General features: G+C 69.2%; 11 protein-coding genes and 1 tRNA gene. 10 read left to right on the forward strand and 2 right to left on the reverse strand.

Annotated features, from left to right (window positions below; translation table 11 throughout):
• Window positions 1-16: 16 nt before the first annotated feature.
• Complete coding sequence (locus IE255_RS32105; protein WP_190053908.1) at window positions 17-1,315, reverse strand: sensor histidine kinase; 1,299 nt, start codon at window positions 1,313-1,315, stop codon at window positions 17-19.
• A 167-nt stretch (window positions 1,316-1,482) separates the two neighbouring features.
• Here IE255_RS32105 and IE255_RS32110 point away from each other — a divergent pair, with 167 nt between their 5' ends.
• The 8 genes from IE255_RS32110 (at window position 1,483) to IE255_RS32145 (ending at window position 7,964) form a co-directional block, all read left to right on the forward strand.
• The gene (locus tag IE255_RS32110) at window positions 1,483-2,355 is read left to right on the forward strand and encodes a hypothetical protein (RefSeq protein ID WP_190053909.1); all 873 of its coding nucleotides are present in this window, start codon (window positions 1,483-1,485) and stop codon (window positions 2,353-2,355) included.
• A gap of 12 nt (window positions 2,356-2,367) precedes the next feature.
• Window positions 2,368-2,439 (forward strand) — tRNA-Gln (locus IE255_RS32115).
• A 123-nt stretch (window positions 2,440-2,562) separates the two neighbouring features.
• On the forward strand, window positions 2,563-4,011 hold the full coding sequence (gene glmU, locus IE255_RS32120; protein ID WP_190053910.1) for a bifunctional UDP-N-acetylglucosamine diphosphorylase/glucosamine-1-phosphate N-acetyltransferase GlmU: 1,449 nt from the start codon (window positions 2,563-2,565) through the stop codon (window positions 4,009-4,011).
• A 135-nt stretch (window positions 4,012-4,146) separates the two neighbouring features.
• The gene (locus IE255_RS32125) at window positions 4,147-5,127 is read left to right on the forward strand and encodes a ribose-phosphate diphosphokinase (protein WP_190053911.1); all 981 of its coding nucleotides are present in this window, start codon (window positions 4,147-4,149) and stop codon (window positions 5,125-5,127) included.
• A 178-nt stretch (window positions 5,128-5,305) separates the two neighbouring features.
• On the forward strand, window positions 5,306-5,899 hold the full coding sequence (locus IE255_RS32130) for a 50S ribosomal protein L25/general stress protein Ctc (RefSeq protein ID WP_190053912.1): 594 nt from the start codon (window positions 5,306-5,308) through the stop codon (window positions 5,897-5,899).
• Window positions 5,900-5,969: 70 nt separating this feature from the next.
• Window positions 5,970-6,572 (forward strand): aminoacyl-tRNA hydrolase, encoded by a 603-nt coding sequence (gene pth / locus IE255_RS32135; protein WP_190053913.1) that lies wholly within the window; start codon window positions 5,970-5,972, stop codon window positions 6,570-6,572.
• A 54-nt stretch (window positions 6,573-6,626) separates the two neighbouring features.
• A complete protein-coding gene (locus IE255_RS32140; protein ID WP_372487599.1) occupies window positions 6,627-7,118 on the forward strand; it encodes a hypothetical protein in 492 nt (163 codons plus the stop codon).
• Between the two features lie 162 nt (window positions 7,119-7,280).
• The gene (locus IE255_RS32145; protein ID WP_190053915.1) at window positions 7,281-7,964 is read left to right on the forward strand and encodes an LPXTG cell wall anchor domain-containing protein; all 684 of its coding nucleotides are present in this window, start codon (window positions 7,281-7,283) and stop codon (window positions 7,962-7,964) included.
• A gap of 65 nt (window positions 7,965-8,029) precedes the next feature.
• On the opposite strand, the gene ppc is transcribed toward IE255_RS32145, so the two are convergent.
• The gene (ppc, locus tag IE255_RS32150) at window positions 8,030-10,762 is read right to left on the reverse strand and encodes a phosphoenolpyruvate carboxylase (RefSeq protein WP_190053916.1); all 2,733 of its coding nucleotides are present in this window, start codon (window positions 10,760-10,762) and stop codon (window positions 8,030-8,032) included.
• Between the two features lie 291 nt (window positions 10,763-11,053).
• On the opposite strand from ppc, the gene IE255_RS32155 reads away from it, so the two are divergent.
• Both IE255_RS32155 and IE255_RS32160 read left to right on the forward strand, forming a co-directional pair.
• A complete protein-coding gene (locus IE255_RS32155) occupies window positions 11,054-12,073 on the forward strand; it encodes an acyl-CoA desaturase (protein ID WP_190053917.1) in 1,020 nt (339 codons plus the stop codon).
• Window positions 12,070-12,747 carry a TetR/AcrR family transcriptional regulator gene (locus IE255_RS32160; protein ID WP_037668217.1) on the forward strand — a complete coding sequence of 226 codons (678 nt, stop codon included), beginning with the start codon at window positions 12,070-12,072 and terminating at the stop codon, window positions 12,745-12,747. Before IE255_RS32155 ends, IE255_RS32160 begins: the two co-directional genes overlap by 4 nt.
• The last annotated feature ends 149 nt before the right edge of the window (window positions 12,748-12,896 follow it).

Here is a 12,896-nt window from a genome sequence, read left to right on the forward strand (position 1 = left end):
CGACCCGGCGGCGGCACTACGACGCCGGAATCACCGCCGACACCCGGAAACCCCCCGCGTCCGTCGGCCCGGACACGAACACCCCGCCCAGCGCCGACACCCGCTCCTTCATCCCCACCAGCCCGTTCCCCCCGGACGGCAGCCGCGCCGACGACGCCGCCTCCTCGGGCGGCTCGTTCTCCACCTGCATCGCGATCTCCGACACCCGATGCGCCAGCCGCACATACGTCTTCGCCCCCGCCGCGTGCTTGTGGACGTTCGTCAACGCCTCCTGCACCACGCGATACGCCGTCTGCTCCACCTCCGGCGCATACGACCGGGCCTCCCCCTCCACCGACAGATCGACCACCATCCCCGCGGCAGCCGACTGCCCGACCAGCTCCTCGATCTCCGCCAGACACGGCCCCTCGTCCTCCTCGGCCCGCGAAGCCGCGGCCGCCGCGGCCACCCCCACCGCCGCCAGCGGCACCGACGCGGCACGCTCCCGCCGCTCGCCCCCACCACTGCGCAGCACGCCGAGCATCTCCCGCAGCTCCGTCAGCGCCTGCCGCCCCATGTCCCCCACCAGCACGGCGTTCCTGACGGCCTTCTCGGGATCCTTCCGCGCCACCGCCTGGAGCGCGGCGGCATGCACCACCATCAGACTCACCCGATGCGCGACGACGTCGTGCATCTCCCGCGCGATCCGCGTCCGCTCCTCGTTCCGGGCCCACTCGGCCCGCTCCTCCGCCCGCTCGGCGAGCAGCTGAAGCTCCCGCTCCAGACTGTCCGCCCGCTCCCGCAGGCTCTCCATCAGACGCCGCCGCGCGCCCACGTAGAGACCGAGCAGCACCGGGGGCGCCGTGAACCCCAGCGACATCGTGACGGCCGCGAACGGCACGAACCAGTTGCCCAGGTCCAGGTCCCCCCGGACCATGTCCTGCTGCGTCTTCACGAACGTCACGATGAGCGTCCCCACCAGCGACATCCCCGCCAGCGAGGCGATGATGCGGCGGGGCAGCTCGGCCGCGGCCAGCGTGTACAGGCCGACGAGGCCCAACAGGAACCCCATCTGGGCCGGCGTGATGGCGATCGAGACCAGCACGACGGCGATCGGCCACCGCCGCCGCACGAGCAGCACGGCCCCCGCCAGCAGCCCGAACACGATCCCCGCCGGCACCGGGATCCCGGCGTCCCCGGCGAACGGAATCCCTTCCAGCCCGCACTCCAGCGCGGACAACACGGCCAGGCTCACATCGAACACGGCGCTACGCCGCCTGGCCCACCACCACGGCCCTCCCCGGGCCGTCACATGGTCTTCCCCCGTCGCGGTCATGCCTCCAGCCTACGGGCGGCCCCCGCCGGTTTTCCGGTGAGTTTCCCGGACTGGACCACACCACACTCCGTGACCGTTCGGCTGCGAAACCACCCGAAATCCCTCGAACTGCCGAATCGCTCACCGTTCGACCCCGGAACCCTCCATTCCGCCCGGACGGTATGCGTATGACACATGCCACCGGCAAATACGCCGACTTCGAGGACCTGCGGGAACGGGCAGTGGCGTTGCGGCGCGCGGGCTACAGCCTTCGCCAGATCCGCGACGAGCTGAAGATCTTCAACAACGACATCCTCAACCAGCTGGTGAAGGGCGAGCCGCCACCGGCGTGGACGAAGCGCCCGCGAGCGAAGGACGACCTGAGGGAGAAGGCCAGGGAACTCCGGCTCCAGGGCTGGACATACGACCAGATCCAGGTGGAGCTGGGATGTTCGAAGAGTTCGATCTCGCTCTGGGTGCGGGATCTGCCGAAGCCGGAGCGCAAACGGACTCCCGAGGAGGCGTCAGCGATCGCGAGGCGCGGCTGGGAGGTCACCATGCGCCTGCGCGACGAGGAACGGCAGCGCACCAAGGAGGCCGCCAAGCAAGCGGTCGGCACCCTGTCACCGCGCGAGCTGTTCCTCCTGGGCGTCGGCCTGTACTGGGCCGAGGGCGGCAAGGACAAGCCCTACGACCGCCGCGAGAACGTCTGCTTCGTCAACAGCGACCCCGGGATGATCGAGGCGTTCATGGCCTGGCTCGACCTGCTGGGCGTGGAACGTGAGCGCCTCCGGTTCACCGTGATGATCCACGAGTCGGCCGACGTGGCGGGTGCGGAGAGGTACTGGGCCGACCTGGTCGGCGCCGAGCGCTCCGCGTTCAACAAGACGACACTGAAGAGGCACAACCCCAAGACGGTCCGCAAGAACACCGGCGACTCGTACCGGGGTTGTCTCGCGATCAAGGTACGAAAGAGCGCCGACCTGTACCGTCGCATCGAAGGCTCTTGGTACGGCATAGTGTTGGGAGCCACCCAGCCGATCGGCGAGATGTCCGATTAGCCGGGTTTATAGTCCCCTGTGGTGTAATTGGCAACACGGGTCACTTTGGATGATTTGTTCCAGGTTCGAGTCCTGGCAGGGGAGCACACGCTCGGTTCGGGTCCTGGCGGATGACAGGTCGGTCAGGCCCCACACCCACACCCCCCACAAAACCCCCCGGTATCCTGCGGATGTCACCCCACCCCATCCACAGCCGAAGGGCATCCCGTGAGCGCCAACCGCCCGGCAGCCGTCGTCGTTCTCGCAGCGGGTGAGGGCACCCGTATGAAGTCGGCCACACCCAAGGTCCTGCACGAGATCTGTGGCCGCAGCCTCGTGGGCCACGTGCTCGCCGCCGCAGGCGAGCTGGACCCCGAGAACCTGGTCGTCGTGGTCGGCCACGCGCGGGAGAAGGTCACCGCGCATCTCGGGGAGATCGCCCCTGACGTCCGCACCGCCGTGCAGGCGGAGCAGAACGGCACCGGGCACGCCGTCCGGATGGGCCTGGAGGAGCTGGGCGGGTCCGTCGACGGGACCGTCGTGGTCGTGTGCGGCGACACCCCCCTGCTCACCGGCGCCACGCTCCAGGCACTCGCCGCCACCCACTCCGCCGACGGCAACGCGGTCACCGTACTGACCGCCGAGGTGCCCGACGCGACGGGATACGGGCGGATCGTGCGGGACGACGCCACCGGTGCCGTCACCGCCATCGTCGAGCACAAGGACGCCACCGACGCCCAGCGGTCGATCCGGGAGATCAACTCGGGTGTGTTCGCGTTCGACGGGCAGTTGCTGGCCGACGCGCTGAAGAAGGTTCGGACGGACAACAGCCAGGGTGAGGAGTACCTGACCGACGTGCTCGGGATCCTGCGGGAGGCCGGGCACCGGGTCGGGGCGTCCGTGGCCGGCGACTACCGTGAGATCGCCGGGATCAACAACCGTGTGCAGCTCTCCGAGGCGCGCCGGATTCTGAACGACCGGCTGCTGACCGAGGCGATGCTCGCCGGGGTGACCGTGATCGATCCGGCGACCACCTGGGTGGATGTCACGGTCACGTTCGAGCGGGACGTCGTCGTCCATCCGGGCACGCAGCTGCACGGCACCACGCATCTCGCCGAGGGCGCGGAGGTCGGGCCGAACTCCCGGCTGACCGACACCCGTGTGGGTGCCGGTGCGCGGGTGGACAACACGGTGGCCGTGGGTGCCGAGGTGGGGCCGGAGGCGACGGTGGGGCCGTACGCGTATCTGCGGCCGGGGACGCGGCTGGGCGCCAAGGGCAAGATCGGGACGTACGTCGAGACGAAGAACGCTTCCATCGGTGAGGGGACGAAGGTTCCTCACCTGTCCTATGTCGGTGACGCGACGATCGGTGAGCACACGAACATCGGTGCCGCGAGCGTGTTCGTGAACTACGACGGGCAGGAGAAGCACCACACGACGATCGGTTCGCATTGCCGTACGGGCTCGGACAACATGTTTGTGGCGCCTGTCACGGTGGGGGACGGCGCGTACACGGCTGCCGGGTCGGTGATCACGAAGGATGTGCCGCCCGGTTCGCTGGCCGTGGCCCGTGGTCAGCAGCGGAATATCGAGGGTTGGGTGGCTCGGAAGCGTCCGGGGAGCGCGGCCGCGAAGGCGGCGGAGGCGGCTTCCCGGGAGGGGTCCGAGGAGGGGTGACCGGAAAGTGGTGCCTCAAACACGGCGTACGGTGATAAGTGCACACCCGCACCCCCACCAGCTGAGACGGCCTCCGGCAAGCCGGCTGCGAGGTCTCTCGACACCCAGCTGCGACACCTCTGAGGAGACAGTGCTGTGACCGGGATCAAGACGACCGGCGAGAAGAAGTTGATGTTCTTCTCCGGCCGCGCCCACCCCGAGCTTGCGGAGGAGGTCGCCCAACAGCTGGGTGTCGGGGTTGTCCCGACGAAGGCCTTCGACTTCGCGAACGGTGAGATCTATGTGCGTTATCAGGAGTCTGCGCGTGGTGCCGACTGCTTTCTGATCCAGAGCCACACGGCTCCGATCAACAAGTGGATCATGGAGCAGTTGATCATGATCGACGCGCTGAAGCGTGCGTCGGCCCGGTCCATCACGGTCATCGTGCCGTTCTACGGTTACGCGCGGCAGGACAAGAAGCACCGCGGACGTGAACCGATTTCGGCGCGTCTGATCGCGGACATGATGAAGACGGCGGGTGCGGACCGGATCCTGACCGTGGATCTGCACACGGACCAGATCCAGGGCTTCTTCGACGGTCCGGTGGACCATCTGTTCGCGCTGCCGCTGCTGGCGGACTACGTGGGCCGGAAGGTGGACCGGGAGAAGCTGACGGTGGTGTCGCCGGACGCGGGCCGGGTGCGGGTCGCGGACCGCTGGTGCGACCGGTTGGGCGCGCCGCTGGCGATCGTGCACAAGCGGCGGGACAAGGACGTCGCGAACCAGGTCACCGTCCACGAGGTCGTGGGTGAGGTGAAGGGTCGCGTGTGTGTCCTGGTGGACGACATGATCGACACGGGTGGGACGATCTGTGCCGCGGCGGACGCGCTGTTCGCGCACGGTGCGGAGGATGTGATCGTGACGGCGACGCACGGTGTGCTGTCGGGTCCGGCGGCGGACCGGCTGAAGAACTCGCGGGTGAGTGAGTTCGTGTTCACGAACACGTTGCCGACGCCGTCGGAGCTGAACCGGGATCTGGACAAGATCTCGGTGCTGTCGATCGCGCCGACGATCGCGAATGCGGTGCGTGAGGTGTTCGAGGACGGTTCGGTGACGAGCCTGTTCGACGACCAGTAGGTCGTTCTAGATCGTTTTGGGTGCGGCCTCCCCCTCCGAGTAGACTGCTGAAGTTGCTCGGCGAGGGAGGCCGTTTCCTGTCTGGGGATGCGGTGGTCCGTTATCGACGCGCTCTTCGTAGCAGGCCGTTCGTGGCCGGGTGACCACGTCCGTTTCTGACTTCGAGGAGTGAGTGATCATGTCCGAGGTGAAGATCTCCGCCGCGACGCGTACCGAGTTCGGCAAGGGTGCCGCGCGCCGTATCCGTCGTGAAGACAAGGTTCCGGGTGTCCTGTACGGGCACGGTTCGGACCCGCTGCACCTGACCCTGCCGGGTCACGACCTGCTGATGGCGCTGCGTACGCCGAACGTGCTGATCGCGCTGGACATCGACGGCAAGCAGAACGAGCTGGCGATTCCGAAGTCCGTGCAGCGTGACCCGCTGAAGGGCTTCCTGGAGCACGTGGACCTGTTGCTGGTGAAGCGCGGCGAGCAGGTCAACGTCGACATCTACGTCCACACCGAGGGTGAGCTGGCCCCGGGCGGCAACCTGCTGGAGCACGTGCTGAACGCGCTGCCGGTGCAGGCCGAGGCCACCCACATCCCGGAGTCCGTGACCGTCTCCGTCGAGGGTCTGACGGCCGGTGACTCGATCCTCGCCAAGGACATCCCGCTGCCGAAGGGCACGACGCTGGCTGTCGAGGAGGACACCGTCGTTCTCCAGGTTCTGGCCGCGCAGGCCGAGGAGCCCTCCGAGGGCGAGGAAGAGGGCGGAGAGGCCGCCGAGGCCTGATCCCTCGACGTCGTCGTTTCGTCGGCCGCTGTTCCCGTGCGGGGCAGCGGCCGACGCGTATGAAGGAGACATGGACGTGACGACCGATGCCGCTGCTCCCTGGCTGATCGTGGGGTTGGGCAATCCGGGGCCGGAGTATGCGGGGAACCGGCACAACGTGGGCTTCATGGTGGCCGATCTGCTGGCGGACCGGGTCGGGGGGCGGTTCAAGCGGGCGGGGAAGGCGCAGGCGCAGGTGGTCGAGGGGCGGATCGGGCCGCCGGGGCCGGGGAGCCGGCGGGTGATTCTGGCGAAGCCGATGTCGTACATGAATCTGTCGGGCGGGCCGGTGAACGCGCTGCGGGATTTCTACAAGGTGCCGGTGGCCCATGTGGTGGCGATTCATGACGAGTTGGACATCGATTACGGGACGCTGCGGCTGAAGCTGGGTGGCGGGGACAACGGGCACAACGGTCTGAAGTCGATGACGAAGGCGTTCGGGCCGGACTATCACCGGGTGCGGTTCGGGATCGGCCGGCCGCCGGGGCGGATGCCGGTGGCCGATTTCGTGCTGAAGGACTTCTCGTCGGTGGAGCGCAAGGAGCTGGACTACTTCGTGGACCGGGCGGCGGACGCGGTGGAGTGTCTGGTGATCGACGGGCTGGAGCGGGCGCAGAGTACGTACAACTCCTGACTTGTCACCCGTCGAGGTTGACGGGTCGTTCAGGCATGGCCAATGATCCCGGCCATGCCTGCCCCTGCTCTCTCCTCTCGTCAGGCCTCGGTCGCCGTGCTGCGGTTCGGGCGGTTCGCGGCGATGGGCGCGGTCGCGGTGCTGATCCTGATCGCGGGTGTGTGGGCGTCGTGGGGTACGGCGCAGCATGTGATGCTGACGAAGGGCCGGGAGCGCGGCACGGTCGAGGTGGCGCGGTGCGGTCAGGACACGTGCTCGGGCCCGTACGCGCCGCTGTCGGAGGGTTCGCAGCCGCGGGCGCGGGTGGTTCTGGAGAAGTCGGTGGCGGTGGAGCGGGGCCGGACGTACACGGTCGTGATGAAGCCGGGCAGTGACGAGGCGGTCCGTTCGGGGCCGGCCGGGGTCCTGTACGCGTGGGTTCCGCTGGGTGGTGCGCTGTTGCTGGCGTCGGTGGTGGTGGCGGGCGGTCTGCTGCGGACGCGGGCGGCGTGGGTGCTGGGGTTGTCGGGTGTGGCGTTGCTGACGGCGGCTTTCGTGACCGTCTGACCAACTGTCTGAGTGACTGTCTGAGGGGTTCCGGCGTTCTCCAGGTCTGTGGAGGGGCCGAGCGTTGTGCGTTCGTGATTGACGCGCTGTCGGGCGAGGCTGGAAGCTGAGCCGCCCCCTCCACATCTTCCCGGTCACTTCTCGAAGATGGACTACCTCTCGATGCGAAACCTCACGCGCGCCGGCGCTGTCGCCGCCGCCGCTTCCGCGGTCCTCGTTCTCGCTCCGGCCGCTCAGGCCTCCCCTCCCGGTGACAACGGCACGGTCAAGATCCACGATGCCTCGACGGGTGAGGAGCTGCGCCGCAACGAGCCGCATGTGTGCGTGTTCTACCTGGACGCCTTCGGTTTCGACGGCCTTCAGGAGGTCGACTGGCACATCGATGCCATCCCCCCGAGCGAGAACAAGGGGGAGACGGTGGAGTCCGGGTCGCTGACGCTGGACGGCGAGGGCCACGGCCGGAGCGAGGATCTGTCGCTGCCCGACGGGCACTACAAGCTGTACTGGAACTTCGAGGGCGAGAAGGGCGCCGCGAAGCACAAGGTGTTCTGGACGGACTGCGAGGACGGACAGGAGCCGGGGGGTGCGGCGCCGTCCGGATCGGCTTCCGCGTCGCCCTCGTCCGGGGCGGCGTCGGGTGAGCCGACTGCGTCGGTGTCCCCGGGTTCGTCGGCCGGTGCGGGGGTGGCGGCGTCCTCGTCGCCGTCCGCGCAGGGCGGTGCGGGCGGTGACCTGGCCGAGACGGGCAGCGGGGCGCCGGTGGGCGTGCTGTCCGGTGTGGCGGGGGTGCTGCTCGCGTTCGGCGGGTTCCTGGTGTTCCGTCGCCGGCAGGCGAACCGCGGCTGACGTGGAACGGGCCGTGCCCCCGAGTCCGTACGGGCTCGGGGGCACGGTCGTGTCGGGGTGGGGGGTCAGCCGGTGTTGCGCAGGCCCGCTGCGACGCCGTTGACGGTGAGGAGCAGGGCGCGGGCGAGCAGCGGGTCGGGCTGTTCGCCGGCGGCGGCCGCGTCGCGCTGCCGCTTGAGCAGGGCGACCTGGAGGTAGGAGATGGGGTCGAGGTAGGCGTCGCGGATGGTGAAGGTCTGCTTGAGGACGGGTTCGGCGTCGAGCAGTTCGTTCTCGCCGGTGACGCGGAGGACCTCGGCGACGGTCAGCTCGTGTTCGGCCTTGATGGTGTCGAAGACGTGCTTGAGCTCGTCGGGGACGAGGGTGTCGACGTAGTGCTGGGCGATCCGCAGGTCGGTCTTGGCCAGGGTCATCTCGACGTTGGAGATGAAGTTGCGGAAGAAGTGCCACTGCCCGTACATCTCGTCGAGCACGGTGTCCAGACCCGCCTCGCGCAGGGCCTTCAGGCCGGAGCCGACGCCGAACCAGCCGGGGACGATCTGCCGGGACTGGGTCCAGCCGAACACCCAGGGGATGGCGCGCAGGCCGTCGAGCGAGACGCCGGAGCCGGGGCGGCGGGAGGGCCGGGAGCCCAGGTGCAGGTCGGCGAGCTGGTCCACCGGCGTCGACGCGAGGAAGTACGTCGGCAGGTCGGGGTCCTCGACGAGGCGGCGGTAGGCGGCGTGGGCGGCGTCGGAGACGACGTCCATCGCGGCGTCCCAGCGGGCGAGGGCCTCGGTGGACTGGCGGGGCGCGGTGTGCAGGGCGGACGCCTGGAGGGTGGCCGCGACGGTGAGTTCGAGGTTCTCCCGGGCCAGGGACGGGATGAGGTACTTGTCGGAGATGACCTCGCCCTGCTCGGTGACCTTGATCTCGCCTTCGAGGGTGCCCCAGGGCTGGGCGAGGATGGCGTCGTGGGTGGGGCCGCCGCCGCGGCCGACGGTGCCGCCGCGGCCGTGGAAGAGGCGCAGGCGTACGCCGTAGCGGTGGGCGACGTCGCGCAGGCGGCGCTGGGCGCGGTGGATCTCCCACTGGCTGGTGGTGATGCCGCCGAACTTGGAGGAGTCGGAGTAGCCGAGCATGACCTCCTGGACGTCGCCCCGCAGCGCGACGAGGCGCCGGTAGGACGGGTCGGAGAGCATGTCCTCCAGGATGGTGTCGGCGGCCTTGAGCTCGTCGGTGGTCTCCAGCAGCGGGACGATGCCGATCTTGGCCCAGCCGGCATGGAGGTCGATCAGTCCGGCCTCGCGGGCGAGGACGGCGGCGGCGAAGACGTCGTCGGCGCCCTGGCACATGGAGATGATGTACGACTCGATGACCTCGGGTCCGAAGACCTCCAGGGCGCGCTTGACGGTCTGGAAGACGCCGAGGGTCTTCTCGCCGGGGGCGTCGACGGGGGCCGGGGTGGGGGCGAGCGGCCGGCGGGACCTGAGTTCCTTGGCGAGGAGCTTGGTGCGGTAGTCGCGGGGCATGTCCGCGTACCGCCAGGATTCCTCGCCGAGCCGGTCGAACAGCTGGCCGAGGGCGTGGTGGTGGGCGTCGGCGTGTTCGCGGACGTCCATGGTGGCGAGCTGGAGGCCGAAGGCGGCCAGGGTGCGGATGGTGCGGGCGAGGCGGCCGTCGGCGAAGAGTCCGCCGCGGTGCTCGCGCAGGGAGTTCTGGATGATCCGCAGGTCGCTGAGGAGTTCGCTGGTGCCGAGGTAGTCGCGGCCGGGCTCGTGCGAGGTGCCCTTGGCGAGGCGCTGCTTGGTGTTCTCCAGCTTCTGCCGGATGCAGGTGGCCTTGAGCCGGTAGGGCTCCTCGGCGTTGAGGCGCTTGTAGCGGGGGCTGATCTCGGGGAGGCGTTCGAGGTCGGCCTGGAGGGATTCCAGCAGTTCCTCGGTGGCGCCGGCGTAGCGGATGGAGTTGGACAGGAAGCCGCGCAGCTCGTCGATCGTGTCCAGGGCGTCGTTGATGCCGTGTTCGTGCTGGAGGATGAGGACGTCCCAGGTCACCTGGGGGGTGACGTTGGGGTTGCCGTCGCGGTCGCCGCCGATCCAGGTGCCGAAGGTGAGGGGGCGGGTGTCGTCGGGGAGCTTGACGCCGGCGCGTTCCAGTTCGGCGGTGAGGTCCTCCAGGACGTCGCCCACGGCGCCCGCGTGGAGTTCGTCGAGGTAGTAGATGGCGTTGCGGGCCTCGTCGGCGGGCTCGGGGCGGACCACGCGCAGTTCGTCGGTCTGCCAGACGAGGTCGATGTTCTCGGCCAGGCGGGTGTCGAGGCGGCGGCGGTCGGACTCGATGACCGGGGTCTCCAGGAGCGCGGCGATGCGCCGGAGCTTGTTCAGGACGGACCGGCGCGCGGCCTCGGTCGGGTGGGCCGTGAACACCGGGCGAACATTGAGGTTGCGGACCGTCTCGCGCAGGTGTTCGGGGTCGGCGTCCTTGAGCCGGTCGGCCGTACGGGCCAGGAGTCCGCCCTCGGCGGCGCGGCGGGCGCGCAGCTCGCGGCCGCGGTGGACCTGCTCGGTGACGTTGGCCAGGTGGAAGTAGGTGGAGAAGGCGCGGACCAGCTTGGCCGCGGTGTCGAGTTCGGTGCCGCGCAGCAGCTCGGCGGCGGCCTCGCCGTCCTCACGGGTGAGGCGGCGGACCTTCTCGACGAGTTCCAGGAGCTCGGGACCCTCCTGCCGGACGAGGGTCTCCCCGAGGAGGTCACCCAGTCGGCGGATGTCGGCACGCAGCTCACTGCTCGTCGTCGTGGTCTGGTCGTCGGCACTGCTCACAGGTGCGGCTCCTTGCAGTGTTGAAGCTCGTCTGGGAGGGGAACCCGGACGGCGTCTCGCGCGGCGGGCGCCGCATACGGGACGGACATCCGGGAAAAAATCAGAGCGGACCGCGCTGTCCGACCGACTCCAGGATAGGTGTCGGCCAGGACGCGCAGCTCGCGGGCTCTTGCCGCTGGGCGCCGCGCTGCCATACTTACGAAGCCGTAGGTTACGGAACCGTAGGAAGCACTGCGGGGTTCCCGTGATCCGGCACCCCTTCTCCATCCACATACCCCCCAGGGGACGCGTATGACCAGTAGTTCCGACGTGATCGAGAACGCCCCGAAGGCGCCCGATCAGACCACCGACGCCGCAGCGGACTCCGCGACGCTGGGCGGCGAGCAGAAGCGCTCCATCGAGCAGATCGCCCTCCTCCTCTTCATCACCGTCCCGTTCCTCGCGCTGCTGGCGGCCGTGCCGCTGGCCTGGGGCTGGGGCGTGAGCTGGCTGGACCTCGGCCTGCTGGTGTTCTTCTACTACCTGGGGTGCCACGGCATCACGATCGGCTTCCACCGCCACTTCACGCACGGTTCGTTCAAGGCGAAGCGGCCGCTGAAGATCGCGCTGGCCATCGCGGGGTCCATGGCCGTCGAGGGGCCGCTGGTGCGCTGGGTGGCCGATCACCGCAAGCACCACAAGTTCTCCGACGCGGAGGGCGACCCGCACTCGCCGTGGCGGTTCGGCGAGACGCTGCCGGCCCTGCTGAAGGGCCTGTGGTGGGCCCACATCGGATGGATGTTCGACGAGGAGCAGACGTCGCAAGAGAAGTACGCCCCGGACCTGATCAAGGACAAGACGCTCCGCAACATCTCCCGCCAGTTCGTCCTGTGGACGGTGGTGTCGCTGGCGCTGCCGCCGCTGATCGGCGGCCTGGTCACGATGTCCTGGTGGGGCGCGTTCACGGCGTTCTTCTGGGGTTCGCTCGTCCGGGTGGCCCTGCTGCACCACGTGACCTGGTCGATCAACTCGATCTGCCACGCGGTGGGCAAGCGCCCCTTCAAGTCGCGTGACCGCTCGGGCAACGTGTGGTGGCTGGCGGTCCTGTCCTGCGGCGAGTCGTGGCACAACCTGCACCACGCGGACCCGACGTCCGCGCGGCACGGTGTGATGCGCGGGCAGCTGGACTCCTCCGCGCGACTGATCCGCTGGTTCGAGATGGCGGGCTGGGCGTACGACGTGCGCTGGCCGTCACGCTCGCGTATCGATTCGCGCCGTAACACCGGGGAAGGCGGCTCCCGGCGCGGGAAGGAGCCCGTCGAGGCGGCATGATGGTCGCTGTGGCGACCGACTCGAGCAGCACCCCCAGCAACGACAAGCCGCGGCGAGTGCGTCGCACCCGGATGACCGGTGCCGAGCGGCGTCAGCAGCTGCTGGAGATCGGTCGCACGCTCTTCGCGGCGAAGGGCTTCGAGGGCACGTCGGTGGAGGAGATCGCGGCGAAGGCCGGGGTCTCCAAACCGGTGGTCTACGAGCACTTCGGCGGCAAGGAAGGGCTGTACGCGGTCGTCGTGGACCGCGAGATGCGGCGCCTGCTGGACATGGTGACGAGTTCGCTGACGGCCGGCCACCCGCGGGAACTCTGCGAGCAGGCGGCCTTCGCGCTGCTGGACTACATCGAGGAGTACACGGACGGTTTCCGCATCCTGGTCCGCGACTCCCCCATCCCCCAGTCGACGGGGTCCTTCGCCTCCCTCATCTCGGACATCGCCACGCAGGTGGAGGACATCCTGGGCCGCGAGTTCAAGAGCCGCGGCTTCGACCCCAAGCTGGCCCCGCTGTACGCCCAGGCCCTGGTCGGCATGGTCGCCCTGACCGGCCAGTGGTGGCTGGACGTGCGCAAGCCGAAGAAGGCCGAGGTGGCCGCGCACCTGGTGAACCTGGCGTGGCACGGCCTGGACGGCCTGGAGGCCAAGCCGCACCTGATAGGGCGCCGCAAGGCCTAGGGCCTGTCGTTTGGATCACGCCGCAGACGCGGGGTCTGGCACGCGCATCTGCCGCGTTGTCGTCGGTCCCCGACGCTCCGCGTCGACTCCCTCCTCCGCCTTGCAGCTGCACGCTCCCCCAAGCTCTCGGCTGCGCTCGAGCAGGGAGG

Source organism: Streptomyces lomondensis, assembly GCF_014651035.1.
Taxonomy (GTDB): Bacteria; Actinomycetota; Actinomycetes; order Streptomycetales; family Streptomycetaceae; genus Streptomyces; species Streptomyces lomondensis.